Here is a 25,118-nt window from a genome sequence, read left to right as displayed (position 1 = left end):
GGCCAGGGACTCGAGCCGAAGCGCCGATGCTCTGGGACTTCGAATGAACTGCCTGAATACGCGTTTGGCGTGTGGGACTTCCATCAATTCGACCTGAAGGCCGGGCCAGAGCCTCAGATCCCACCGTGAGTATCGCAGCTCACATCCCTCTTGGCGTTGGTCGACGTTTTTGAATCCGGTGCGCCCCAGGCCCGAATGCCGTTAACCACGGTCGGATCGACGGTGAGCGTGGCGTGATCTGTGGGGTGTGTGTCGTTGACGCCGCTCGGTGACCTGCCGGAGACTTGACTTGTGCATCAACGACGCGTGGCATTCGTGATTTTCGACGGCTTCCAAGCCCTCGATCTCCTCGGACCGCACGAGGTCTTCCAGGGTGCCGGGGGCTATCAGTGCCAGGTCGTGGCAACGCGGTCGGGAGTGGTGCGCTGCGACAGCGGCCTGGCGATCGTTGCCGAATCCGACGTGGACGCACTCGATCCGGCCGCTGTGGACACCCTGGTGGTCGTCGGTGGTCCTGGCGTCGACGATGCCAGGTCGGATGAGCGGCTCATGGAGTGGCTCGCCGCCGCGGCGGCGCACGCCCGGCGGGTCACCTCGGTGTGCACCGGCGCGTTTCTCCTGGCCGCGGCGGGCGTATTGGACGGACGCCGAGTCGCCACCCACTGGGCGCACGTCGACCAATTGGCGAACGAGTACCCCGATGTCACCGTGGATCGTGAACCGATCTTCATCCGCGACGGCCACGTTTGGTCTTCCGCCGGCGTGACCGCCGGCATCGACCTGGCGCTGGCGCTGGTGGAGGAGGACCGGGGGCGGGAGGCCGCCCTTACCTGCGCCCGCTACCTCGTGATGTTCCTGCGTCGGCCGGGCGGGCAGTCGCAGTTCAGCACCGCGTTGTGGCGGGCACAGCCGTCCACCGATCCGATCCGCACCGCAGTCGCGGCGATCCACGCCGACCCGGGTGCCCGGCACAGCATCGGGGATCTCGCCGCCCGGTCGGGGCTGAGCCCGCGCCATCTGCAGCGTCGTTTCACCGCCGAACTCGGCACCCCGCCGGCTGCCTACGTCGAGCAGGTACGTATCGAAGCAGCTCAACATGCACTGGCCGACGGTGACTCGATCGACATGATCGCGCGCCGGTGTGGTTTCGGAACCGCTGAATCGCTGCGCCGCGCATTCCATCGCCGACTCGGACTCGCCCCCTCCGATTACCGAGACCGGTTCCGATCCACCTCCGCCTCCACCGCCCCGGCGTAGATCCGCGACCCGCGAACCCACACACAGCCGACACCGGCACCGCTTTCCCACCCTCACGCCGTAACCAACGACGTGCACCGAACCCCTGTTCACCCTCGCCGCAAGGAGATTCACGATGTCACCGGGCCTACCCGATACCCAGCTGGCACGAGCGGCCAGTGCGCTGATCGATACCGAGCTGAGCGCGCCGTTGCGCAATCACAGCCTGCGCTCGTTCCTGTTCGCGCGCGCCCTCGCAGATTCCCAGGGCCTGCACGCCGGTGCGGACTACGACGAAGAGGTCATGTATCTCATCTGCGCACTGCACGACATCGGCCTGGCAGAGGTCGCCGACGGCGATCAGCGGTTCGAGGTCGACGGAGCTGACTATGCCGCCGAATTCCTTGAATCACAAGGAATCACCGACGAACGAGTGGACATCGTCTGGGATGCCATCGCCGCTCATACCACCGGCCTGAGCAGCTCACCCGTCTACCGACGGCGGCGTCCGCCAGCCATCTGGATCGCAGTGGACGGAGTCGGCATCGATATCGGCGGCAGCGCGCAGATGCTCCCCGCCGGTTACGCCGACCGGGTGCACATGGCTTACCCGCGGCTGGGCGGTATCCGCGCGTTCACCCGCCGCGTCGAGGAACAAGCCGTGGCGAACCCACGCAAGGTCCTGCCGGGGTCGCTGACCGGCGAAGTCGTACGGCTCAGTCATCCGGAACTGGTCCCCACCTGGGCAGACATCATCGCCGCAACCGGCTGGAACGACTGAACCGAACTGTCCAACAGCCACAATGAAACAGGAGTCGCTATGACCGACCAGGGTGTCACCTTCATCAACGCCATCGAACTCCCCGCCGAAGAAGTCGATGGCTTCATCGAACAATGGCATGCACGGGTGGCCATCATGGCCACCGCGCCCGGTTTCCGCGATGTGCGGCTACACCGCGCGCTGCTGCCGAACGCGCGGTTCCAACTCGTCAACATCGCGCACTGGGACAGCGCCGAAGCCTGCGAAGCCGCCGGTAGACACGCTGCGGTCACTGCCTCCGTCGCGGAAGCCCAGAAAGCAGCGAGTGCGAATCCCGCCCTCTACCGCGTCGTCGCCGAATACAGCTGAACCTCGAAGCGCCCATCCGCCATGCGCGGTAATGCCGCCTATCGCGCGGTCCGCGAATGTCCGCATCTGCCGAGAAGCGCGCGACCTGAGAACGCACGCTTCAGCTGAAGCCAATTCGTGGCATCGCGTGACACGAAGGTCTGGGATCGTCCAATCGCGATCTAGATGCCTTGGAAGGTCTGGTCGGCGATCATCGAGGAGCTGTTCAGCGTGAATGATGTCTCGAACGGGATGTCGTCGACCATGACAGTCCTCCTGATCAATTCCAGGAAGTGATTCGCGGAGATGTCGGGCCGGTTCTCCGCCGTTGTCGCCAGCGTCGCCACCAGGGCGTGCAGGTCCTGCATCGCAACCACCTGAGCAGCCAGACAATCGCGATGCACGGCCAACACCCGCGCCATTGCCACGGTGCCCGCGAGCACATTCGCGATCTGGTCCAATCCCAGACCCAGCTGACGCAATGCCAAAACCTGATACAGGCGCTGGACATCGGCTTCGGTGTAGAGCCGGTGACCGGTATTGGTGCGCCCGGCCGGGCGCACCAACCCGATGCGGTCGTAATGATGCAACGTCCGAACCGTCAATCCGGCCTCGGTCGCGAGCTCACCGACCTTCCACACCTGCTCGATTCCCGTCTCGTCCATCCGCTTCCATCTCACTTCCACCGACGCACCTCGCACTGGTACCGCCGACGCTAGGACCTGACGTTACGTCAGGAGCAAGCCGAAACTTCTCGCGACAACAGCGCTACGGAAACATGCTGCATTGCCGCGTTGAGCGCTGAGAGAACCGGCCACGGGCCGCGTCCGAAGGTCAACGGGCTGTGGTCATCTGGGCCCCGGCCGAACGCACCATCACCCCGCGGAGCGCGCGGTCGGCGGTTGGGATCGCTGTCATCCGATACCCCTCTGCGAGTGGGGCATGTCGGTAAGGGCAGACACAATGCAGGACATGGAAACCGGTGATGAGAAGGACCCGACCGCGCCTTCCCCCGCTGTCACCCGATGGACGGTGGGTCTGACCTGCGTAGCGATCGTGGCGACCGGTTTTCTCATCGCCGGGCTGCTGCACGAGCCGGAGCCGGAGTTGACGACCGCACCGGTCACCCCCACCACGTCAGAGCCGCCGGATCCGGCCGAATACTCCTATGTCACTCCGCCGGTTACGTTTCCGGTGCAGATCCCGGGTTGTGATGTCGTCGAGCCCCCACAGCAAGGGCAATCGATCGGGATGGCTTACTTCGACACGTACGGATACGACAATCCGTCCTATCCGTGGTTCTCCGGCCCCAAGGCCGTCGCGATGACGCAGGCGCTGCGGGATTCGCTCCCCGGTGATGTCGAGATCGCCTTCGCATCGGTGGACCGCTCACTGGTGTTCCAGCCGATCCTCGGCGATCCCACGGAGGATAAGGGACTCGGCGGTTGGACCACTGCGCACGCCACGCTGCTGCGCGGCGACCGAGCGGGCACGCTGTCGGTGACCGTTCGGAAGTCCACCACGCCGATCCCGCCGTGCGTCGCCGGCAACCTCGACGAAAGGCGACACCTCCCCGACGGCACGATCGTCGATACCGATGACACCTGGTACGAGACGAATGGGGTTCGTACCCTTTCGCGCACCGCCACCGGTTATCTGCCCGACGGATCCGTCGCCCACGCGAACGCCACCGATGATGCCACGGACGGAACCGGCCGTGCCCGAGCCGTCCCCTTGACCAACGATGATCTCGTCGCGCTCGTCACCGCCCCCGGACTCCGCGTCAGCGCGCCTGTTCCACCCGGAACGCCGAGCCCGCCCGAGTCCTGCCATATCGGCTCGGAATCCTCCGCTGTGATCGATCAGGCCCAGGCCCGCCGATGGGACGCGGTGCTGGCACAGATTCCGCTCGACGGCTTGACCCTCGACCGCCCGCTGGGGGCGCTGCTACCAGCGGGCACGGGCGGGGTGTGCCAGGCGGTTCGAGTAACCACACCCGGCCGGCAATCGCAGTTGAGCGTCGCGATCAGCACCGGGCAGCCCCTCCCACAGCAGCCTGATACTTCATCGAACGACGGCGCGACTCATGTGGAGTCACGGCGGCTGCCGGACGGGGCGGTGGTCGAGACCCGCGAATGGCGAAGCACGCTGATGGAGCCGTCGCCCTCGCCGCGAACGACCCGCACTGTCAGCGTCACTCGTCAGTCCGGGACACAGATCCGGGTCACCTCCGCCGACGCCCCCGCCGAGCCTCTGCCGTTCGCGCTACTCGAGGAGATCGCCCTGAATCCGGGCCTCGAGGTGTCGCGATGAGAACGATCCCCGGGCTTCGCAACCTCGTGCTCGCCGCCACGGCGGCCGTAATCACCAGCGCCGGTGCGGTGGTGGTCCTCTCACAACCCGAGGACAGCACGCGCAAGATCACCGGCACCGCGGACTCCGCTCCGGGCCTCGCGTGGTCGACAAGCGCTGCCGCCTACGGGCGAGCAGGCGCGGAGTTCCGCGACCCTAGGGCGGGCACCGAATTCGATACCGGCGGACCAGGATTTGTTGACGCGGGGGACACGCTGGTGACGGTGGCCGGTGTGCCGGACGATGGCATGTACCTGCGGGATCCTGTGCTGGTCGGCATCGACGCCGGCACCGGTGCACAGCGCTGGCGGACCCCCGCCGCGGACCTGCGCGGTTGCGGGCCAACCCCCGTCGACGACCAGGTCGTATGCTTCACTTCCGACCAAGCAATGATCGGATACGACGTTGCCACCGGCGAGGTCACGCGCACGCCGACGGATTGGCTTCCCTTCGCCATCGCGACACTCGACGATCGCGTGTATGTCGCCGAGGGTGACGTCGAATCCGATGACGTGCGCGTCCATGCCGGAACGCTCGCAGATCCGGATGCGTACTGGTCCCAGGCGTTCAGCATGGGTACCGCGTGGGAAGATCTGCCCGCCGACGCCTTGGACGTGTCCCACGGCCAGGGTGTATTCACCCTCGGCATCGATCTCGCCGGGTTCGACCTCACCAGCGGGAAGCCGACCTGGAGCGCGACCCAGGACGGATGCTCCGACGCCGGCGCAACCAGCGGCGCATTGGTCGTGCACACCCGAACCGAATGCCGCGGCCACAGGATCACCGGCAGCACCATCCTCGACCGCACGGGCCGCACCATTGCCGCCACCGATAGCGAAGTCGCCCAAACCCTTTCGATCGACCTTCCCACCGACGAAACCATCCCCGTCCTGCTCGGCGACAGCGCCCATGACCGCCGCACCGGCAGCCCGATATGGCGCAGCCCCGACCTCATTTCCGCACCCCGGGAGACCAACGAATACAACATCAATGCCACGACCGGCACCGCGGCGGCAATTTTCGGCGACATCGCACTACTGCGAGACATCTACGCGCACACCACAACCGGCCTGGACTTACGCACCGGACACCGGCTGTGGCGGACCGAGACCACCCGCTTCGGCACGATCCAGGGATGGGACGGACACACCGTTGTCCTTTCCGACCACACCGGACTCTGGGCGGTCGACCCGCGAACCGGCGCCATTGCGTGGGACATTCCGTTTCTCGCCGTGAACGCCGATCTCGATGCCCTCACCGAACCCGGTCAACTCGCCGCACACGGGAAGGGGCGCTACACCTACGCCAGTGCCCGGACAATGATCGGGCTCCGTCCTCTCGAACGCTGAAACCGGACTGCCTCGAGATCCCGCGTTCGTCACTGCTCTTGTACCGGACAACGGCCCATATCGCGGCACCATCACAACGAATACCGGCACGAACCCGCGGATGACATGGGACGGTCCCGAATGTCGGACGCACCGCTCATGCCGCTGAGCGGTCGCAAATCGGAGCGTCCGCTTCTGCCGATGAGCGATAGCTCGGCTAGGGGCAGGCCGGCGATTGCTGTCCGTCGGCGACGAGCTGTATGCACACCCAGCCATCGTCCAGCCGCCACGCGTTGTCTATGGGGACGAGTGGGATGAGCATGGGGACGTTGCCATCCGAGGTGGTGGTGCTGGTGGTGGCGATCAGGCGATTGCGGCCCATATCGGTGGTTTTGTCGACTGTCACCTCGACGCCGGAATGGGCGTAGGCCCGGGCCAGTTTCGTGACCAGATCCGGGTCTTTGTCGTCACCCTCGATCCGTAAGTTCTTGGCGGACGCGGGGATCGACGGGTTCAAGGCCTGCGCGAGCTCGGCGGTGAGGTCGGCTGGAGCGGGAATCGGCGGTTGAGCGGTTGGCAGGTTGTCGAGGCCTGAAATGGTGCCGGGATAGAGCTGGGCCACCAGGTCGGTCCAGATATAGGTCGCGTCGATGGGGAGCAGGGAGCGGTAGGCGGGGGTGTACTGGTTCACGGCGACAGCGACGCTGACTTTGCGTTCAGGGAGGTACATCGTCATCGAGGTGTAGCCGAGGACCGCGCCGCCGTGGCCGATCCAGGAGCCGTCATGCATCAGACCGAGGCCGTAACCGTCGGTGAAAGTTGTTCGCGCCGTGGCGGTTCGAGGTTCGAGGAATCGTCCCTCACCCAGTGCGGCGGCGTAGGTGGCGAGGTCGGGCACCGAGGCCACCAGCGAGCCCGCGGCTTCCCACAGGGTTGGTGGTGTGCGTGCTGTGACGTCCGTGCGGACGTCTTTGTCGTAGGCGTAGCCCCGGCTATCGGGTGTGGGCAAAGTGGCGCCGGGAGGGTATCCGGTGTCGTGGAGCCCGTAGTCGCGGACGAGGTCGTTGACAACGTCGCGCACCGGGCGGCCTGTCACCTTTTCCAGGATCAGGCCGAGCAGGAGGTACTCGGAATTCGAGTACGCGGTACGGGAATTGGGTGGCTGCGCCTTGTCAGGGTTGTCCCTGATGACGCGCACGGCGTCGCCAATGGACCACGCGCGATCCGGTGTCGCGGTGCGTAATTGGGGAAAAAACTCGGGATTCGCGGCGAAATCGTAGACGCCACCTCGCATACCGAGCAGGTCGCGCACGGAGATGGTGTCGCCATTGGGGATAGCGTCGACGTACTTCCGGAGGGGGTCGTCGAGTGAGAGTTTCTGCGCATCAGCTAGGCGGAGAACGGCGGTCGCGACGAACGTCTTGGTGATGCTGCCGACTCGGTAGTGGTCGCTCACTTCGGCTCGACGGCCGGTGGCGGTGTCCGCCAACCCGTACGCCTGGCTGTAGGTGCCGTGTTCGGGGTCGATGATCGATACCGCTGCGCCCGGAATCAGCCCGGCGTCGATATGGGATTTCATGATCTGGTCGATCTGGCCGGCCAGGTCGGCGGGAAACGCCTGTGCCCGGTCCGAATCGGTGGTGGTACCGCAGCCGGCGGTGAGTAACACGGCGACCAGGGGTAATGCGAGCACCGCCCGGATTCGTCGCGATAGGACGTGGTGATGCGACCCAGACATTGCGGACTCCCCTCCCTGCCGAGTCAGTACCGGCACCCGTTGCCGAGGTTAGCAGCGGTGGTCGCGGAGCGGCGGCGCTCGACGCTGCGCGGGCCTCCAGTCAGCCGTCGACCGCACTAGCGATCGGTTGATCGGCAGGGCATGGCATCCTGCCCGGCTGCCGTGGGCTCAGCGCCCCGCGGCGGTGAGCTGGTAGTCCGCTTCGAGCAGCATCCACCCGCTCAGCTGCACCGTGGAGCGCGCTATTTCTGGCCGTCGGCGGTATTCCGTTGGGGCTCCCAGTGCGGATCGCGGCCGAGAAGGGCTGCGATGACGTCCAGTGCGGGCAGCGGTCGGTCCGGCTCCACCGGCGGCCGATAGACGCCATTCGGGCCGTTGAGCGCACTGCCCGGCGCGGTGATCGACTGAGCAATCGGCAATGCGAGGGCGGTGAGACGGTCGGGGACCGGGCAGGGACGGCACAACGCACGGGACAGGTCCCAGCGGTGCACGAGCATGTCGACGAAATGGACCGACAGCACTGTGTCAGTCGCCAGCGGGCCGCGCTGCGGCAGGTTCACGACATCGCCGGTCTGTTCCATCGCGACCACCCACCGTGCGGCTGTACGCGCGAAATCGTCGCGGGGATTGTCGGCGTGGTCGTCGATCGGCGCCAATATAGACGCGATGACAGCCTCATGGCGTTCGTTCATGTGACTCATAAGGTCCGCGACGGTCCAGCCCGCACACGGAGTCGGCGCGTCCAGGTCTGCATCGGAAACAGTGGCCACATCGTGTGCGATCAGCGCCAAGGCCGTCGCGTCGAGTCGTAGCAGATCACTCATCAGCACACTCTCTTATTAGCGTCCGATCGTTCGCTATAAATATAGCGAACGATCGGACGCTATGATGGGTTGGTGTCTCCACGCAGCTCATTCGCCGAAGCGGCCCGCACCCGGGATCGAATCGTGCAGACCGCGGTCGAGGAGGCGTCGTGCATCGGTTTGGAAGGTCTCACGATCGGGTCACTCGCCGACCGGCTCGCAATGAGCAAGGCAGGTGTCATCGGCCCCTTCGGATCTCGCGAAAAACTGCAGAACGCCGCACTCGAACAGGCCGGCCAAGTCTTTCGGACAGCAGTCCTCACTCCATTGACGGCGATGCCTCCCGGCGCGGCCCGCCTGGCACGACTGATCGATGCCTGGATCGATTACCTGGCCGAATGCCCTTTTCCCGGAGGGTGTTTCGTCACCGCGGCATCGACCGAACTCGATGGGCGGCCCGGGATATTGCGGGACCGGCTGCGTGACGTCGTCGCCGACTGGCGCGCCTTCCTGACCGCCGAAATCGCTGCGGCACAAGACGAAACGTCCACTTCGCATCGCCCACCCGACGAGATCGCCACCGTACTCATCGGCATCTCCATGGCGGTCAACCAGGAAATCCAGCTGCTCGACGACGAATCCGCCGCCCAACGTGGTCGCGCGGCCATGCGCAACGCGGCCGGACTGCCTACGTCACCATAGCTTCGACCACGGTGCCGACTTCAGCTGTGGTGCCCGGCAGTTCGGCGACGCTCGGCGCGGTGGGCGAGCGCATCGATGATGCGTTGCCATGCCGGTGACGCCTCGGAGATCCGGGAAGAGATCAGCTGCAGGCTCTCTGGTCGGCTGCTGTCTCGTTCGTGTTCGATCTCCCATGCGTCCAGGTCGTCGATGAGCCGGTCCAGGCGTGGATCGCGCGGATCCCAGTCGACTGCTCGATCGCAGGCCAGGTAGAGGCGCGTCGTCTCGGGGTCGTCGAGGCCCGCGGTCTTGTCCCGTATCCGCTGCGGCATGGCCTGCGGGTCCAGCGCCTGCAGCAGGATCCACGAGTCGCGCTCGAGTCGTACCCGCTGTTCGCTGACGCCGAGACTACGCATCCGGTTCAGGATGGCGACCACCTCGGGGGGCAGGACAAGGCTTTCACCACTTGCCAAATCGGCGATGCGGCTGCGGTATTCGGTGAGCTGGTCGATCTTGCGCTGCAATTCAACGTCGATGTCGATGATGGCCGCGGCGAATTCGGTCGGCTGTGCATGGAGCAGCGCATCGATACGGGCCAGCGGAACACCGGCGTCGGCGAGGGTCCTGATCCGGATGAGGTCCACCGCGGCTTGCGCGCTGTAGCGGCGGTAACCCGAGGCATCGCGCTCGGGCTCGGGCAACAGGCCGACGTGGTGGTAGTGGCGAACGGCGCGCACCGTCACGCCCGCGGTCGCCGCGAGCCGGCCGATGGTCAGCACCGTTCCCCTGTCGTCGTCGGGCATGGTCGTGCCGAGTCTAGGGGGATGGCACGTCGGCGGAGCTTGCGGAGCCGGCGGGGTGGGTCAACTCAGAGGCGCGCTGCCCGGTCCACGACCTCGCGGATCGCTTGGACCACGGCATCGGGGCGGTCGAAGCAGAGCCGGTGGTGGAGGGTGTCGGAGAGGATTCGTTGTTGCCCGTGCGAGACCCCGCTCACCAGGGCCGCGTCCATTCTCGTCTTGGCATCGTTCATCTCCTGCGAGGTCAGCGCCTGCTGGGTAGGGTCGTTGCCCACCACGGTGAGCGCGACCACCGGGACGTCAGGGATGCTCGGCCCCGCTCGCAGTTCGGTGGCGAGGTCGGCCAAGGTGGCACGCTCGGCGATGCCGACCCGCATCCATTCGTCGCTCACCTTGGCATCGATCAGTGGTTGCCGTATGTGCTCCGGGTAGTCCGCGAGCAACTCGGCGTGTATCTCGCGGAGGGCCGGACGCATCTTTCGGAGCTGCTCCGGATCAGGTCCCATCTGCTCGAAGGCGGCCAGACTCGCTGTGGGAGGCATGGAGTCGTCCCAGTCCCGGTGCAGGACGTCCAAGCAGACCAGTCCCGCCACGTCCTGCGGGTACAACTGCGCGAACCGATGCGCGTAGAAGCCGCCGAGGGAGTGTGCCGCGAGAACGTAGGGAGCGGTGATGTTCTGGGCGCGCAGCAGCTCGCGCAGTTCCGAGGCGACCGCGGCGGCAGTGCGCGGTAGGGCCAGGGTATCGCTGTAGCCCGTGCCGCCACGGTCGTAGACCACAGCGGTGGTGAATTGCGAAACCTGTTGCTGGACACCGAAGTAGTCCAGCCCGACCGCGCTCGCGCCGGGCAGGAACACGACGGCCGGTCCGCCGCTGCCCGACCGATGCACGAAAACACGGCGGCCGTCGATTTCCTGGAATCCGCCGATCGGCGGAGCGAGCCGAGTCGCGGAAGTGATGTCATTCGTCATGTGACAAGACTCCAACCCTGACGCAGGGTCAGGGTCAATCCCTTCCGCCGCGGTACCCGAAACGTGCTGATCAACGCGCTGCCCGCGACTGATCGGATGGCTGCGTCCGGAAAATCGGTCAGGGTCCCGCTGATCGGTTGTGAGCCAACGGATCCCACGCGGGGAGAGAGCTGGACCGTGGCTGCTTCTGGAGTCACCCGTTCATCCGTCCTGCGCTCGAAGACGAATCCGCGCAGTGCCAGAAAGCGCATAACGCCGACCGCCGCCATGACGGCGATGACGGCGCCCGCCTGCGCGATCTCGCCGAGGCCGGGTGCCCAGAATTCGAGACCGGCCAGCGCTGCCGTGCTGATCAACAGGCCGATCAGCGCCAGCCCGCCGCCTTCCCACTGTGCGGTGAACCAGCCGACCCGGCCGGCCGCGTAGAAGGTGAGCTGCCGGTGCAGTTCGTTGGCGATCACCGTGCTGACGATCGAGCCGGCGATATTGGCGACCAGCGGGCCGAACCCGTTCATGGCCATGAACAGCAGGATGTAGGCAATGTTGCTGAAGCCGCCGACCAGGGCGAAGCGGATCAGCTGGGCGAAGGCGTGATCACCGCGCAGATACCGCATCACGCGGGCGAGTCGGTCGAGCCATTCCGTGCGCGGCATCGGGTAGGGGACAGCACCGATAGTCGGATCGATGCCATCGAGGATCGTCTTGTCCCCGTAAGGCTTCCACAACCCGGAAACTGCAATTGCTGCGCTGTTCACATGGATACTGTCGCCAGGCCGACTGATACCAACCTGACGCCAACCTGACACGCCCACTGATGCCGCATCCGCGCGCCCGCTTCCCGTCACGGAAATCGTTGGCAGAGTTCGACTACGACCATCAACGCGCACTAGTTCCCGGCCAGGAACGGACCCGTCACCATGTATCGGGCGGGTTCATACTTGCCGGCTTCAGCATGCGCCCGCAGGCGGTCTCGCCAGGTGAACAACCCGCGTCTGCGAATCCGTGACGTCGATACAGGCGGATTGCGGCCTGGTTGTCGACTTTGACCGACAGGCCGACCTCTCGACCGTTTGCCCAGTGCAGCACTGCACGGATCGCTGCGTCGCCGACACCTCGGCCGCGGGCGAACGGCGCGACCCACATCGACATGAGTTCGATCCTGCCGGTGTCCGCCGTGTCTGCACTGACCATGCCCGCCGCAACCCCGCGCCACCGGATGATCACGTTGAACGCAACGTCGGCTAGCCGCGCACGCCACCGCGCTTCGTCGTCGCCGGGACCACTCCAGTCGGCGAGCGTCGAGCCGAACGCCTCCGGTGCGTCCCTCAGCGCCTGCCGGCGGAGCTGACGCCATATCGGCCAGTCGTCGGGCCTGAGCACCTGCACGTCGATCACGTCACCCCCATGTCCGCTTGTGCTGCCGCAAATGCCGCGGGTCTGCCGACCATATCCAGCAGACAAGTAGTGGGCCTACCGAATTATCTGGTCGCATCGACGTCGCGTCGTGCTGGGCGCCGGGACACCGCTGTTCACCGGCGGCGCGCCGCGCACGCTGGTGCAGCGCAGCGTGACCCCGACATCGACGGCGACCCACCTGACCTATGACGCCGTTGTCTGATCCATTCTCATCCGAGACAAGATCGGTAGGAGCCTGCGAATTCGGTGTGCGGGAGCGTGTCGGCGAGGAAAATGGCGGGGACGGCACAAGTAGGGAGGTTTCATGGAAACCCATACCGACGAGATCGCCGAAGATATCTACCGCATCTCTACCTTCATTCCCGAGGTGGGGCCGACCGGCTTCACCTTCAACCAGTTCCTCATCGATGCCGAGGAACCATTGTTGTTCCACGCCGGTATGCGTGCGTTGTTCCCACTGGTGTCCGCGGAAATCGCGCGGATCATGCCGGTGGAAAGGTTACGTTGGATCACCTTCGGTCATGTGGAAGCGGACGAATGCGGAGCGATGAACCTCTTCCTCGCTGCCGCACCGCATGCGCAGGTGGCGCACGGTGAGCTCGGCTGCCTCGTCTCGATCGACGATATGGCGGATCGGCTGCCGCGCCGGTTGGCCGACGGTGAGGTCATCGATCTCGGTGACCGTCGAGTACGGCATCTGGATACTCCGCACGCACCGCACAACTGGGAGGCGCGCGTACTGTACGAGGAGACCACTGGCGTGCTGTTCTGCGGTGACCTGATGACCCAGCTGGGAAATGGCCCGGCACTGACCGATTCCGATCTGGTCGAGCAGGCAGCCGTCGCGGAGGATGTTTTCCACGCCACCTCGTTGGGGCCCGCCGTGCCGGCCACGCTGAATCGGTTGGCGGAGTTGGAACCCACCACGCTGGCGATCATGCACGGTTCCAGCTTCATCGGAGACGGGGCCAGTGCGCTGCGCAATCTCGCCACGGTCTACCAGGATCGCTTGGACTCCTGATCGCCCGGAAGCTAACGGCCGCAGATGTTTCCGTGCAGTCGCGCTGCGCATCGGTCCGGCCGCGTCGAATCCGACCTACTTCGCAAGCGAATGACGATGGTCTGACTCACCCTGTCTTACCGCAGCGCACGGACTCTGACTCTGCCGGCGAGATGCGCTGTAGCGACGGCCGATTGAACGGTCATCTCATCAGCCTTGCGATCGCTTGGAGCGCGGTCCCGCTCGCCCAGTACGGCGATCCCGATCACCCGACCGACGGCAGTTGGCCACCGCTTCCATCCGATGCCTGCGCCAACGTCGACGATCTCAGCACCGCCGCGGTGCGGGCCGCGGGCTAACCTCGGCGGGGTGGGACGAGGCCGAGACTCTGCGCTTTGCGCAGTGCCGAGATGCGGTCGCGCACACCGAGCTTGCGGTAGATGTTTTCGGTGTGCTTGGACACGGTCGCTTGGGTAATCGCGAGTCTGGTGCCGATGGCGCGAGCGGTCAGCCCATCGCATAGCAGAGTCAGGACCGCGAGCTCACGTGGAGTGATCTTGTGTTCGGCGGGGTCCCCCGGTCCCGTGCCGGCGATGACCGCCGCCTCGTGGGCTTCGACGGTATCGAGCAATGATCTGGCGAGCACGGCGTATTCGAGGTCGCGATCGCTGAATCCGAGACCGCTGCGGCTCATGATGACACTGCGGATTTTGCCCGGCCCCGCGGACAGCGGCAAAGCGAGCTGGCGGTCGATGCCGATCGCGTCCTTACCCGCTCGATACCCCTCCCCTTTCCACCAGCGGTCATCGGCGACCTCGTCCATGCTCAGCGGTGTCATGTCCCGAGTGTGTGCGTAGTGCCGCAGCAAGGGATGAGATCGCATGTGCGCGTGGATGAGTGCGTCCAGCGGGGCCTCGTACAACCAGTCCGGGGAACCGGTGAGCGCGTGACCTGTGCCGGCGTCCCAGTTCAGGTCGACCAGGACAGCCAAATCACACGGTAGGTCAGCGGTCAACCTCTGCATCAATAGCGGCCAGACCCGCACCGGCTGTTTCTCGGTGATGATCTCCAGCGCTAGATCGTGAATCTTCTTGGCGTCCCCACCCGGCCGATCGCTCACTCCTGCATTGTGCACCAACAGATCTCGCATATCAGCCGAAAAGCCGGACCGCTATACGCAGGTCTGCGTATAGCAGCAGGCGCGGCACGGAAATTACCGTTGTACTGCACGTAATCACTTGGCCGACAGACGCTTTCGAGTCAATGGGCTCGGCAGCAGTGGTGTCGGAAGACTCGAACAGGGGACAATCATGATGCGACGGATCATGGAATCGATGGGACCGGTGTCGGCGGCGCGCGAAAATGCACGTTTCCGTCATCAGCGCCTCATGATCTCGGCAGCTACGCTATTGGCTGCGGCGGGCATCGCCGGGACTACTCTCGCTGCTGCACCCCCCGCGCACGCGGACGTACCGTCGCTGTACCCGCTTTACACATGGTGGAATCCGGAACGCGGCGACAACTTCACCACCGGCAACCGCAACGACGAAAACAGCGCCACCGCCGCCGACTACCTGCCCATCCGCAAGGAAGCATTCGTCTACGAGACCCAGCAGCCGGAAACCGTACCGCTGCACCTGTTCTGGAGCAACAGCCGCCAGGACAACTTCAGCACAGCGACACAGGTAGGTATCGATTCCGCCTACAGCGCCGGATACACCTACATCGGCATTCAGGGATATATCAACTCCAGCCAGGAGCCCGGTACGAGCCCGCTGTACCAGTTCTGGAGCGAAGCGCGCCAGGACAACATCATCGCAGTCGATCAGACCACCATCGACTCCGCTTACAGCGCAGGTTATGTGCTCATCCGCGTCGAGGGCTACGCGCCGCACTACTGACCCGCCGTGGGGCTTTGACCGGGCAGCCCAGTCCGTGTCGGTCGAGGTCTACGTCACCAATCGACGTTATTGCCTGACCGCGCCCGGATGCGACCTCCGGTGGCGGTATAGAAAGTTCCCATGGCTCGCATCGGCGTCACCGGACATATGAATATCACGGCCGACACAGTCCCGTTCGTGTACGACGCGATCAGGAAAGTCCTTGCCAGACAAGGAGACCCCGAGGATCTCGTGGGTGTCAGCTGCATTGCGCGCGGTGCTGACTCGGTATTCGCCCGGGCCGTGCTCGATGCCGGTGGGCGGCTGGAAGTGGTGCTGCCGTCGACGAATTATCGACAGCGGAAGGTGAAACCCGACCACGCGGAGCTGTTCGACGAGCTGATCGCACGCGCCGAAACTGTGCGCATCATGGACTTCGACGACGCCGGGCGGGAAGCCTACGAGGCCGCCAACGAAGCCATGCTGTCATCCTGCGATCGGCTCGTCGCGGTATGGGATGGCGAGGCCGGCGGCCAAGGCGGGACCGGCACGGTGGTCGCGCTGGCGCGAGCCCGTGGCCTGCCGGTGGAGATCGTTTGGCCGGACGGAGCCGAGCGAGGGTGACTTGAATCCGTCTGCCTCATTCGGTGTTTCGAGCTGACCGCAGGAGCCGCAACTGGCCGATCTCGGTGGCGTTCTTCATCAGTTCGGCGTTTACCCATGCGATGGTGTGGGCTACCGATTTTTCGGGGCATACTGCTCGGCCGCCACGATTCCGACAACCGATTTGTTTCACCAGGCTCAGCCGAACAGACCGGCGCGCGCCGCGGTCAAAGCCACTGCCGCGGCCGCGTCGGCGGTGCTGTCGTCCACCGGCTCACGGGTGATCAGTACGCGGAAATAGATCGGCGCCACAAGAGTTTTGATCAGCTCGGCGGGGTTTGTGCCAGCGGGGAGTTCACCGCGTTCGACCGCGCGCGTCACGACCGGCAGCGCCTTGCGGATGCGGTCACGGAACGCATGGCGGGTCTGATCGGGCGGTGCGGCGTTGGACAGCATGACAGCGAGGACCGCCCGGCCGGACGGGCTGCTGATCCACGCGACCAGACTGCGCGCCAGCGCGCGCAGGTCGTCCTCGACCGAACCCGAATCGGGGATGGGGATTTCCGCTTCGACGCTGTCGGCCAGCGCATCGGCGATCAGTTCGTCCCGGTCGGCCCAGCGCCGGTAGACGGTGGTCTTGTGCACACCGACGCGCTGGGCGACGTTCTCGACGGTGAACGCGGCGTACCCGTGCTCGCTCAACTCGTCGACGGTCGCGGCGAGCACGGCGGCGCGAACCTTCGGTCCGCGTCCGAGGGGTGCGGTCATTGCAACTCCTTGTTGCGATATCGGCGTACGGCAGGCATGCTGACGATATCGCAACTTGATGTTGCGATATGAGATGGGAGTTCCGATGTTGTCGAAATCCGTCCGGGCCGCGGCGCTGCTGTTCCCCGGCCTGCTCGCCGGTGCGTTCGGCTACGGCGCGGTGAACGTGCTGTACGCGTTTCGCGAAGTGCCCCTTGATGTTCGGTTCACTTTTCATACCGCGCTGATGCGCGTCAACGGCCCGGTGATGCAGTCACTGATGGGTCTCGCCGTCCTGAGCACGCTGATCCTGGCAATACGGTCGAAGTCATGGCCGCGGTGGATCGCGGCGGGTGCCTCAGCGCTGACGTTCATCTCATTCCTGGTGACCCGCTTCGGAAACGTACCGATCAACCAGCAGATCAAACGCTGGGCCATAGGGACGCCACCCAGCGACTACGCCGACATCCTGCGACGTTGGGAACTGTTCCATTTCACCCGAACCGGTTGCGCATTGATCGCGTTCCTCCTCGTGATCACAGTCGTCGTCGGATCCATCCCGCCCCACGACAACGCCCCACGCCCCCGCTCCGCCGACGACGAACTTCCGGCCGAGGTCGCCTCGACAACCCGATGACGACACCGGCCGAGCCGTCCGTCCGCCTGCACTCCGACGACCCGGGCGAGATCATCTACGCCGTCGACGGCGGCCCCGGTATCGCGTCCGGGGCCGCACACGAATCGTCAAGCCGACCCGCGATTACCGGCCTCGGCGCGAGCGCCGATTTCGGCGAGTCCGGTTAGGGCCTGCGGTAGGGGGCCATGATGCAAGACACCGAGGCGCTGGGTGGCGCGGGTCAAAGCGACGTAGAGTTCGGCTGCGCCGCGTGGGCCCTCGGCGAGGATTCGTTCCGGTTCCACGACCAGGACGGCGTCGAATTCCAGGCCCTTCGTCTCCGAGGCAGGCACCGTGCCCGGCACACCCGGTGGCCCGATCACGATGCCGGTGCCTTCGCGACCCGCTTCGTCACGTACGAATTCCGCTATGGCATTGGGCAATTCGTCCTCGGTGACCTGCCTGGACCAGGGCTGGACGCCACATGCGCGGACCGACTCCGGTGGCTGGACTCCCGGTGCGAACTCGGCGAGCACCGCGGCGGCAACGGTCATGATCTCCGCCGGGGTGCGGTAGTTCACCGACAGCGACCGATAGACCCAGCGACCGGGCACGTACGGTTCGAACATCGTGTCCCACGATGTCGCTCCGGCCACCGACCTGCGTTGCGCGAGATCACCTACCACCGTGAAGGATCGGCCCGGGCAGCGCCGCATCAGGACCCGCCAGTCCATTTCGGACAGCTCCTGGGCTTCGTCGACCACGACGTGTCGATAAGTCCAATCCCGGTCCGCGGCAGCGCGTTCGACGAGTTCACGGGTGTCGCGTTCGAGGAAGCGCTCGGCGAGGTCCTCGGCGTAGAGCATGTCCTGGGCGAGCAGGCCGATGTCGTCGTTCAGGTCCTCGCGCTTGATCAGAGTGTCGAACACGCCTGCGGCGTACTCGGCCTCGGCCTTGCGTTCCCGCTCGGCGGCGCGCGCGGCGGCCTCGTCGGCTGCCTTGTCGCGGCCCAGCAGGTCGACCAGTTCGTCGAGCAGCGGCACGTCCGACACCGTCCAGGCTTCGCCATCGACGCGCCACAGGGACTGGTCGGCGCCAGACGCGCGCAACCGTTCAGAGGACGAATACAACTGTGCCAGAAATGTTTCCGGCGTCATGATCGGCCAGAGTTCATCGAGCGCGGCGGTGAACCGGTCGTTGCAGGCGAGCTCGGCGAGCAGGTCGGTCCGCAGATTCTCCCATGCTTTGCGGTCCTTCCTGGTCAGCCAGCCTCGGCCGATCCGGGCTATCGCCCGTTCGGTGAGCACGTAGGTGACGATCTCGCTGAACACCGCGCGGGCCTCGTTGTGCGGCAGTCCGCTCGCCCGTGCCTCCTCCCTCGCCCACTCCGCGGTCTCGGTGTCGATTCGCACCGTGACGTCTTGCAGTTCGATAGGCACCGGATGCTCCGGCACCCGCTGCCGATCGGCGATGGCCGCCGCGAGCACGTCCAGAATCTTCAGCGAGCCCTTGAGCCGCGCGGCATCCGCGGCGTCCTCGGCGGTGACGCGCAAACCGGGCAGCAGATCGCCGGTGGTCATGAACACGACATTCGTCTCGCCCAGCGACGGCAGCACGCGGCCGATGTGGTTGAGGAACGCCGGATTCGGCCCGACTACGAGCACACCGTGGCGCTCCATCCGCTCCCGCTGGGTGTAGAGCAGGTACGCGACGCGGTGCAGCGCCACCACGGTCTTCCCGGTGCCCGGGCCACCCTCGATCACCAGCACACCCGGGTGATCGAGCCGGATGATCCGGTCCTGTTCGGCCTGGATCGTCGCCACGATGTCGCGCATCCCCGCACCGCGCGGTGCATTGACCGCCGCGAGCAAGGCCGCGTCCCCGCGCTCGCCATCATTCGGACGGCCGAGCACCTCGTCGGTGAAATCGACAACTCGACGTCCATGCGTGTGAAACTGGCGGCGTCTACGCATGTTCTCGGGGGTCGCGGCAGTGGCGACATAGAATGCCCGCGACGCCGGTGCCCGCCAATCGAGCAACAGCGGCTCGTACTCGTTCTCCTCGTCGAAGATGCCGATCCGGCCGATATAGGAATGTTCGCCCGAAACGGTGTCCAACCTGCCGAAACACAGCCCGTTGTCAGCCACGTCCAGCCGCTTCGCCTCCCTGGCCAGCGTGCGCACCTCGACATCCCGTTCCATGGGTGTCCCCCCGGTTCCCCGCAACGCCGCGGTGTAATTTCCCTTCACGCGCGCGCGTTCGGCATCGAGCCGCGTATAGAGCCCGGCCACGTAGCTTCGCTCGGACTGCAATTCGTCTTCGTACCCCTGAGTCGTCATATGTCCCTCCCTTTCTCGGCTCGTCTCCTGCCCCGGGTCCAGGACCGGATCCGTCGCCGGGTACGGCTGGTCGCCGATGGCGTGGTCGCGGACATCCCCGCGCGATCCATACGTCGACAGCAACTCACGCAATTCGCGACTCCTATTTCCGCACGTTCTGGCTTCGGCCAGTGATTCTGCGGTACGACCGGGGTCTTGCCGCAAGCCCCCGGGTGCGCTATAGATTGAATATGGAAGGGAGTTCCTTCCATATTCAGGCCGCGCCTATTGCGAAGGGCGTATTCCGGTTTCCTGGCCCCAGCGGTTGATTCGCGCTTCGAGCGGCTGGATGCGGCCGGTGTAGATGTTGTGCAGTTGTTCGCGGGCCGCTGGTCGTTTTCAGGTCTATCTCGCCGACCGCGTGGCGGCTGCGGCGGCCAGCAGAGCCTTCAGCTGGGCGTGCGGAAAGTATTCCGTACCGGCTACCGGTTCCGAACGTGTGCTGTAGAAGTCCACCTTTTCGTCGTCTCCCTGATAGGCCCACAGGTTGCCGTCCTGGTCGCGTTGCCAGACCACGCCTTGGCCGCGGAAGTCCGCACGCTCGAGCCAGTCGGTGCCGCGCGGCCAGTAGCCGTCCGACGGTCGCGGACGTAGTGAGACGTACGCCGCGTCCACAGCGGCGACTGCCTCGTCCACATCGTCGTCCTCGAAGACTGCGGCGAACCGGCAGAGCAGCGCCAGTGGTGCCCCGGGGTGCGCCAATTGTGGGTCGAGGGCTGCGATTGCCCGACAGATCAGGTCGAGTTCGAACCAGCGCAGCGCGTACGGGTGCCAGGCCGCCAGGTCGTCCCAACCCAGCTCGGCCGCATCGGTCGAGTCCGGGACGACGATCCCCAGGTTGTAGCTGTCGGTCGAGCTGTCGACGGTCAGCAGTACGCGGTAGCCGCCGCCGACATCGAACTCGACGTCCAACGCCGTATCGTCCGCATCCCAGTCCTCGTCGGCATCCCAGTCCTCGTCGGCATCATCGTCGAGCAGGTCCTTGATGTCGCCGAGCCGATCGGCTCCGGGGCAGCCCTCGTGCGCGAAGGTATACCGCGCCCAGAACACCGGGTCACGCAATGACTCACGTAGTGCTGATGGAATGGTCACTGCGTGATCATCGCTCACCAGTACGGCTTCGCCGGGTCGGGGAAGGTACCGAACATCCGCGGGAGTCAACAGTGCGGTAAGCGGTGAGACACCATGCGCGGCATAGCATTTCCAGAAACGGCTCGAGCAGTGTTTCAACGGTGATGGCGGAACTGCCACTGGTGCTGGAGAACCGAGCCCGGGGATACGGCCCGGCACGACATCCTGGCGTGGGCACTCGGGCAGCGAATGGCTCGGTGTCGGCAATTTCCATGGCAGAGGCGGCCTTTCGCGCGATGCCGGAGCAAGACCATGGAATTCGGGGCGTAACAGCAACCCTCCCGGATCCGACCTTCCCAGCAGAGCCAATTCGGGAGGGAATTCGAATGAGAAGGATCATCGGCACGGTTTTCGCGGCGATCGTGGTGACCGGAGCGGTCGCGGGATGCCAGAGCACCGCGACGCCATCGGCGACCGGACAGCCGACGCCCGGCGCATCGGGCCCGGCCACCGCGTCCGCCACCGCCGCACCGACTGGTTCGGACTCGACGCAGGACACACCGGTGCAGCAGCCGCCGGTGACGACGCGCACGCAGGCCGATGACGCCCCCGCCACCGCGGGTAAAGGCAGGTGCGTCGATCTGAACTCGGGCGTGGTCAACAGCGCGATCACATCGATCGGCCCCTCGGTGGGCGGTGCCCCGTACATCATCGACAGCGCCACCGACGCGCCGGTCGGCTCCTGCCCGCAGCTGCTCTGGGTGCTTGCGGCAACGCCACGCGGCACGGCCAGCTCGCCCTACCATGTGCTGTTCTTCAACCACGACGGGTATCTCGGCACCGCGACGCTGAAGGCGACGTCGTACACGAGCGTGGTCGGCTCCTCCGACCGCGGTGTCCAGGTGCGCTATCGCTGGCTGACCGGCAACGATGCCAACTGCTGCCCCTCGGGCGGTCCGGTGGTCATCACCTACACCCTCGGCTCGGACGGCGGCAAGGTCACCCCGAACCCGTCGATCCCGGACGAGGTTGCCGATCCCGGCGCTAACCGCTAGCCGCCGTTCAACCACGTCCGAGTAACGGACATCTGGCCGGACCGCGGCTTCACCCATCGCTTCGACATCCGCGACCACCCCGAATACACGTCCCGCCGAGCCTTTTCGATAGCCCTACTTCATGAGGCTCAGCAGGCCGAGTTCCGGTTCGAGTGCGCCGTCCTGGCCGAGCACCAGAAAGTCTGCCGCAACCGAAGAGCGGTCGAGTTTCCCAGCGCGTACCGCGCGATAGCGCACGAACGACCAGAGGAAGACGTCGAGGTTGTCGAAGCGGGTGCCGCCCTCGAGCACCTGCTCCTCGTGGAACCACACGGCCACTTGGCCGTTGGTGAGTACGACATACAGATTGCCGCCGCCGTCCGCACCGATCGAGTAGACATCGTCGCCGGTCAGCTCGGTCGTGTAGTCCGAATCGATGATGCCGCAGTCGTTTCCGGCGAAATCGAACCCGTAGGACCAGTCGAAGATGTCCAAAAACTGCGGCAGCAGGCCTGACCGCACCCGGCGGTCGAACGCGGCCAGCGCCGCCGCGTCCGTGGGAGCCAGGCGCGTGAGAAACGGTTCCACCGGTCGGGTCTGCTCGGGAAGCTGGACGGCTTCGGTATCGGGGAACCAACGCGCCAGGTCGGTGTCGAGATCGCGGTCGGTGTAGCCGACCAGGTCGGCGAGTGCAAGCGTCACGCACGGATTGTAGAAGTACCTCCGCGCTGTCGATACACGAAAGCCTGTGCGGCGCAATAGGCCAACGGTATTACGTCGGAGGTAATCGACGGGGCACATCGGTGCGGGCATGGTGGCAGGTATGAACGATCTCGGGACGATCACCACCCGCACCGTCGTCGAGGACTTGCTGCGCCGAATCGGTGCGGGCGATCCGGACGCCACCGCCGCGCTCTACGCCCCGGTCAGCGACTGGAAACTGAATTGGCCGGAGAACGAGCACAACCGACCCGCCACCCCATGGATTCGGCACCGCGCCACACGTGCCGACGCGGCCGAGCATTTTCGCGAGATCGCTCGCCACCACGTGCCCGAAAAGGTCGGCACCGTGATCGAACGCATCCTGGTCGACGGCCCGGATGCGGTGGTGCTCGGCGAAATTCGTCAGACTGCCCGCCCCACCGGACGCGCCTACCGATCCCGATTCGCACTGCACCTCACCGTCGAAAACGGCCTCATCACCCGCCATCACGTCTACGAGGACAGCCTCGCCGTTGCCCAGGCATTCGAACCACAGGTACCTGAGCACGATCAAAGCGGCTAGAACGCAACAGCAACGGAATAGCCAGACCTCGCGCTGGGCGCTGAGCTGCCCGATTAGTCGATCGTTGGTCGGCCGTTGGTGAGTCCGCACAGAGTTGGTGTCAAGCCGTCGGAAGGCCGACACCGATTCTCACGAAGGACATCACCATGAAAATCAACTACCGCGCCAACACCGTTCGCCGTCTGGTCCCGCTCGCCGCGGCCGTGCTGACACTCGGCACGGTCTCGGGTGGCGCGATGATCTCGGCCGCCCCGGCATCCGCGTCACCGAGCTACGACTGCCCGGGCGGAATGTTCTGCGGCTGGGACGGTGCCAATGGCACGGGCAGCATGATCCTGCAGTACGACGCGGGCTGTTTTCTGCACGACATCGGCAACGGCGGCGTCGGCGACCGTTTGACCTCGTACTGGAACCGCACCGGCGTAACCGTCGCGGTGTACAACTGGACGGGCGAACGCTGGCAGCTGCTCGCCTCCGTCGCGGACAACGCTCGGGGCACCCTGCCATCCAGCGCGGACAACAAGGCCGACGCGGTGGAGATGTGCCACTGAACCTCGCCGGTATGTGAGTGCGAAGTGCCCCCGGGAAACCTCGCACTCACATACTCATTTCAGAGGTGGCATTCTCACGACTTCCCATCGGCTGTATAAAGACTCACGATCAAGGGGTACGAAGTCATCACGGAGTGTGCTGTAGCGGGATAGCATCAGTCCGATTCCCACGCTGTCGAGGGCCGCGACCGCCGGGACGCACCTGGAAACCATGCGACGCCCACAGGACGGCCTCATAGATGCACGAAGATCCCGACCTTGCCCAAGCACAGGTCTTCTTGGAACTACTGACGAATCGGGCCGAGGCGCTGACCCGTGAACTCGGACTCGCCCACCGCCTGCATCCGGCATCCCGCGCAGAACTGGTGGTGGAACTGCGCGCTATACAGCGATTCATCGACCGGCTGCACCGCAGGTTCCCGGAAACCTGCCCTGGTCGCTATGCCGGTGAATTGCGACGTTGATTGTCGGCGAACGACGTCGGGATGCAGCAATAGATACCGGTGAAAAGCCATGTCGCGGACCGGCTTTTCGAGGAGCTTGTGCTTGGCTGAATTCGTGCGGAAACGGACTTGGCTTTCAACGACCGGTCTCGTGCTCGTGCTGCTGTGGGGCGAGTGGAAGAACTGGCGCGCTTCTCACAGGCGCGTGGGATCGGCCACGGGCACCTCCGAGGCCATCGTGGTTCTCGGCTATCGCAACACGGGCACACGCGCGAACATCATGAACCGGTGGCGCGTGCGAGCCGGTCTGCGGTCCATCGACCCGACTATGGTCAGCAGTCGTCTCGTGCTCTGCGGAGGTGCATGCGCGGGTCCGCAATCCGAGGCAGCCCTGATGGCCCGCTACGCCACAGAGACCTGCGGGTACCGCGGCGAGCTCGTCCTCGAAGATCAGAGCCGGTCCACGTGGGAAAACATCAGTTTCGCGATCCCATATCTGCAGGACATCGACCGGATCAAGATCATTTCGATTCCCCTGCACGCCGAGAAGGGGCGACAATACCTCGCCCAGCAGTGCCCGGAGCTCGCGTCGCGTCTGGTGCGGGGAGCGGATTATCGGTTCGGTGAGTGGATGGCGGCAAAGCCACTACTGGCCCTCTACGGCCTGTGGAAGGAAGCTCGCGACCGTACACGGTGACCGACGTGCTGGCCGAAGGTAGCCCCGCGCCAACCCGATTTCGTTGCCGCGAGCCAGTTCTCGCTGTTCCGCGACGGCCAGCGGACAGGTGACGGAGACCAGCTGGACGTCCAGTCCGGCCAGCGCATCCAGCCACATCGGCAGCAGATCCGGGGTCAGCAGCATTTCGTCGATGACCAGATGATCACCGCCATGGGCGAATTCGGCAGCCGCGGCGCATGCGGACCACAGCATCCGCAGTCCGACATGGCCATACCACTCCTCGTGCCGAACTGCTGCGCCGAGCCGGACTCGGCGAACGGACCTGGCATCGGGCCTTTCTCATTCGGACCGTGGTGGCAACTGCGACCCCGGGCACCATCTATCGGCAGTCGGCTCGG

General features: G+C 65.4%; 29 protein-coding genes. 16 read left to right on the top strand and 13 right to left on the bottom strand.

Annotated features, from left to right (window positions below; genetic code table 11):
- Positions 1–306: 306 nt before the first annotated feature.
- The 3 genes from OIE68_RS03075 to OIE68_RS03065 all read left to right on the top strand — a co-directional run bounded on the left by OIE68_RS03075 (position 307) and on the right by OIE68_RS03065 (position 2,365).
- Positions 307–1,257, top strand: a complete 951-nt coding sequence (locus tag OIE68_RS03075; protein WP_327097878.1) for a GlxA family transcriptional regulator — start codon at positions 307–309, stop codon at positions 1,255–1,257.
- 115 nt (positions 1,258–1,372) lie between these two features.
- Entirely contained in the window at positions 1,373–2,017 is a 645-nt protein-coding gene (locus OIE68_RS03070) for an HD domain-containing protein (protein ID WP_327097877.1), read from the top strand.
- 39 nt (positions 2,018–2,056) lie between these two features.
- A complete protein-coding gene (locus OIE68_RS03065) occupies positions 2,057–2,365 on the top strand; it encodes an antibiotic biosynthesis monooxygenase family protein (RefSeq protein WP_327097876.1) in 309 nt (102 codons plus the stop codon).
- Positions 2,366–2,526: 161 nt separating this feature from the next.
- Here OIE68_RS03065 and OIE68_RS03060 read toward each other — a convergent pair whose 3' ends face one another.
- A complete protein-coding gene (locus tag OIE68_RS03060; RefSeq protein WP_327097875.1) occupies positions 2,527–3,030 on the bottom strand; it encodes a MerR family transcriptional regulator in 504 nt (167 codons plus the stop codon).
- Between the two features lie 286 nt (positions 3,031–3,316).
- Here OIE68_RS03060 and OIE68_RS03055 point away from each other — a divergent pair, with 286 nt between their 5' ends.
- Positions 3,317–4,657: a hypothetical protein gene (locus OIE68_RS03055; RefSeq protein WP_327097873.1), complete on the top strand. Its 1,341-nt coding sequence runs from the start codon at positions 3,317–3,319 to the stop codon at positions 4,655–4,657.
- Entirely contained in the window at positions 4,654–6,045 is a 1,392-nt protein-coding gene (locus OIE68_RS03050) for a PQQ-binding-like beta-propeller repeat protein (RefSeq protein WP_327097872.1), read from the top strand. The genes OIE68_RS03055 and OIE68_RS03050 overlap by 4 nt, the downstream gene beginning before the upstream one ends.
- A 196-nt stretch (positions 6,046–6,241) precedes the next feature.
- Here the strand turns inward: OIE68_RS03050 and OIE68_RS03045 are convergent, their stop codons facing one another.
- Both OIE68_RS03045 and OIE68_RS03040 read right to left on the bottom strand, forming a co-directional pair.
- Entirely contained in the window at positions 6,242–7,762 is a 1,521-nt protein-coding gene (locus OIE68_RS03045; protein WP_327097871.1) for a serine hydrolase domain-containing protein, read from the bottom strand.
- Positions 7,763–8,004: 242 nt separating this feature from the next.
- A complete protein-coding gene (locus OIE68_RS03040; RefSeq protein WP_327097870.1) occupies positions 8,005–8,586 on the bottom strand; it encodes a maleylpyruvate isomerase family mycothiol-dependent enzyme in 582 nt (193 codons plus the stop codon).
- A gap of 72 nt (positions 8,587–8,658) precedes the next feature.
- Between OIE68_RS03040 and OIE68_RS03035 the strand changes: the two genes are divergently transcribed.
- The gene (locus OIE68_RS03035; RefSeq protein WP_327097869.1) at positions 8,659–9,267 is read left to right on the top strand and encodes a TetR/AcrR family transcriptional regulator; all 609 of its coding nucleotides are present in this window, start codon (positions 8,659–8,661) and stop codon (positions 9,265–9,267) included.
- Between the two features lie 20 nt (positions 9,268–9,287).
- Here the strand turns inward: OIE68_RS03035 and OIE68_RS03030 are convergent, their stop codons facing one another.
- From OIE68_RS03030 to OIE68_RS03015, 4 genes are all read right to left on the bottom strand, one after another.
- The gene (locus tag OIE68_RS03030; protein WP_327097868.1) at positions 9,288–10,049 is read right to left on the bottom strand and encodes a MerR family transcriptional regulator; all 762 of its coding nucleotides are present in this window, start codon (positions 10,047–10,049) and stop codon (positions 9,288–9,290) included.
- Positions 10,050–10,114: 65 nt separating this feature from the next.
- Complete coding sequence (locus OIE68_RS03025) at positions 10,115–11,017, bottom strand: alpha/beta hydrolase (RefSeq protein ID WP_327097867.1); 903 nt, start codon at positions 11,015–11,017, stop codon at positions 10,115–10,117.
- Positions 11,014–11,772: a GtrA family protein gene (locus tag OIE68_RS46935; RefSeq protein WP_419150669.1), complete on the bottom strand. Its 759-nt coding sequence runs from the start codon at positions 11,770–11,772 to the stop codon at positions 11,014–11,016. The genes OIE68_RS03025 and OIE68_RS46935 overlap by 4 nt, the downstream gene beginning before the upstream one ends.
- A gap of 157 nt (positions 11,773–11,929) precedes the next feature.
- Positions 11,930–12,412: a GNAT family N-acetyltransferase gene (locus OIE68_RS03015; RefSeq protein WP_327097866.1), complete on the bottom strand. Its 483-nt coding sequence runs from the start codon at positions 12,410–12,412 to the stop codon at positions 11,930–11,932.
- Between the two features lie 325 nt (positions 12,413–12,737).
- Here OIE68_RS03015 and OIE68_RS03010 point away from each other — a divergent pair, with 325 nt between their 5' ends.
- Both OIE68_RS03010 and OIE68_RS03005 read left to right on the top strand, forming a co-directional pair.
- A complete protein-coding gene (locus OIE68_RS03010) occupies positions 12,738–13,454 on the top strand; it encodes an MBL fold metallo-hydrolase (RefSeq protein WP_327097865.1) in 717 nt (238 codons plus the stop codon).
- A 173-nt stretch (positions 13,455–13,627) separates the two neighbouring features.
- Positions 13,628–13,792, top strand: a complete 165-nt coding sequence (locus OIE68_RS03005) for a hypothetical protein (protein ID WP_327097864.1) — start codon at positions 13,628–13,630, stop codon at positions 13,790–13,792.
- On the opposite strand, the gene OIE68_RS03000 is transcribed toward OIE68_RS03005, so the two are convergent.
- Positions 13,789–14,553, bottom strand: coding sequence for a helix-turn-helix transcriptional regulator (locus tag OIE68_RS03000; protein ID WP_327097863.1), 765 nt, complete (start codon positions 14,551–14,553; stop codon positions 13,789–13,791). The two genes, OIE68_RS03005 and OIE68_RS03000, sit on opposite strands and share 4 nt — an antisense overlap.
- A gap of 214 nt (positions 14,554–14,767) precedes the next feature.
- On the opposite strand from OIE68_RS03000, the gene OIE68_RS02995 reads away from it, so the two are divergent.
- Both OIE68_RS02995 and OIE68_RS02990 read left to right on the top strand, forming a co-directional pair.
- Positions 14,768–15,334 carry a hypothetical protein gene (locus tag OIE68_RS02995; protein WP_327097862.1) on the top strand — a complete coding sequence of 189 codons (567 nt, stop codon included), beginning with the start codon at positions 14,768–14,770 and terminating at the stop codon, positions 15,332–15,334.
- A 120-nt stretch (positions 15,335–15,454) separates the two neighbouring features.
- Positions 15,455–15,937: a hypothetical protein gene (locus OIE68_RS02990; RefSeq protein ID WP_327097861.1), complete on the top strand. Its 483-nt coding sequence runs from the start codon at positions 15,455–15,457 to the stop codon at positions 15,935–15,937.
- Positions 15,938–16,114: 177 nt separating this feature from the next.
- On the opposite strand, the gene OIE68_RS02985 is transcribed toward OIE68_RS02990, so the two are convergent.
- Positions 16,115–16,684: a TetR/AcrR family transcriptional regulator gene (locus tag OIE68_RS02985; RefSeq protein ID WP_327097860.1), complete on the bottom strand. Its 570-nt coding sequence runs from the start codon at positions 16,682–16,684 to the stop codon at positions 16,115–16,117.
- A gap of 85 nt (positions 16,685–16,769) precedes the next feature.
- Here OIE68_RS02985 and OIE68_RS02980 point away from each other — a divergent pair, with 85 nt between their 5' ends.
- Positions 16,770–17,300, top strand: coding sequence for a DUF1772 domain-containing protein (locus OIE68_RS02980; protein ID WP_327097859.1), 531 nt, complete (start codon positions 16,770–16,772; stop codon positions 17,298–17,300).
- A gap of 107 nt (positions 17,301–17,407) precedes the next feature.
- Here OIE68_RS02980 and helR read toward each other — a convergent pair whose 3' ends face one another.
- Together helR and OIE68_RS02970 are read right to left on the bottom strand one after the other, a co-directional pair.
- Entirely contained in the window at positions 17,408–19,618 is a 2,211-nt protein-coding gene (gene helR, locus OIE68_RS02975) for an RNA polymerase recycling motor ATPase HelR (protein ID WP_327101559.1), read from the bottom strand.
- 384 nt (positions 19,619–20,002) lie between these two features.
- Positions 20,003–20,749 (bottom strand): hypothetical protein, encoded by a 747-nt coding sequence (locus OIE68_RS02970; RefSeq protein WP_327097858.1) that lies wholly within the window; start codon positions 20,747–20,749, stop codon positions 20,003–20,005.
- A gap of 365 nt (positions 20,750–21,114) precedes the next feature.
- On the opposite strand from OIE68_RS02970, the gene OIE68_RS02965 reads away from it, so the two are divergent.
- Entirely contained in the window at positions 21,115–21,783 is a 669-nt protein-coding gene (locus OIE68_RS02965) for an LppP/LprE family lipoprotein (RefSeq protein WP_327097857.1), read from the top strand.
- Positions 21,784–21,897: 114 nt separating this feature from the next.
- Here the strand turns inward: OIE68_RS02965 and OIE68_RS02960 are convergent, their stop codons facing one another.
- Complete coding sequence (locus tag OIE68_RS02960; RefSeq protein WP_327097856.1) at positions 21,898–22,464, bottom strand: hypothetical protein; 567 nt, start codon at positions 22,462–22,464, stop codon at positions 21,898–21,900.
- Between the two features lie 121 nt (positions 22,465–22,585).
- On the opposite strand from OIE68_RS02960, the gene OIE68_RS02955 reads away from it, so the two are divergent.
- The 4 genes from OIE68_RS02955 (at position 22,586) to OIE68_RS02940 (ending at position 24,738) form a co-directional block, all read left to right on the top strand.
- The gene (locus OIE68_RS02955) at positions 22,586–23,047 is read left to right on the top strand and encodes a nuclear transport factor 2 family protein (RefSeq protein WP_327097855.1); all 462 of its coding nucleotides are present in this window, start codon (positions 22,586–22,588) and stop codon (positions 23,045–23,047) included.
- Between the two features lie 146 nt (positions 23,048–23,193).
- Positions 23,194–23,598, top strand: coding sequence for a peptidase inhibitor family I36 protein (locus OIE68_RS02950; protein ID WP_327097854.1), 405 nt, complete (start codon positions 23,194–23,196; stop codon positions 23,596–23,598).
- A gap of 239 nt (positions 23,599–23,837) precedes the next feature.
- Complete coding sequence (locus OIE68_RS02945; protein ID WP_327097853.1) at positions 23,838–24,062, top strand: hypothetical protein; 225 nt, start codon at positions 23,838–23,840, stop codon at positions 24,060–24,062.
- Between the two features lie 82 nt (positions 24,063–24,144).
- Positions 24,145–24,738: a YdcF family protein gene (locus tag OIE68_RS02940; RefSeq protein WP_327097852.1), complete on the top strand. Its 594-nt coding sequence runs from the start codon at positions 24,145–24,147 to the stop codon at positions 24,736–24,738.
- Here OIE68_RS02940 and OIE68_RS02935 read toward each other — a convergent pair.
- Positions 24,688–24,972 (bottom strand): phosphotransferase-like protein, encoded by a 285-nt coding sequence (locus tag OIE68_RS02935; protein WP_327097851.1) that lies wholly within the window; start codon positions 24,970–24,972, stop codon positions 24,688–24,690. The genes OIE68_RS02940 and OIE68_RS02935 overlap by 51 nt on opposite strands.
- Positions 24,973–25,118 lie beyond the last annotated feature (146 nt).

Origin of the sequence: Nocardia vinacea (assembly GCF_035920345.1) — a bacterium.
GTDB classification, from domain to species: Bacteria; Actinomycetota; Actinomycetes; order Mycobacteriales; family Mycobacteriaceae; genus Nocardia; species Nocardia vinacea_A.
This window is presented reverse-complemented; position numbering and strand designations above follow the sequence as displayed.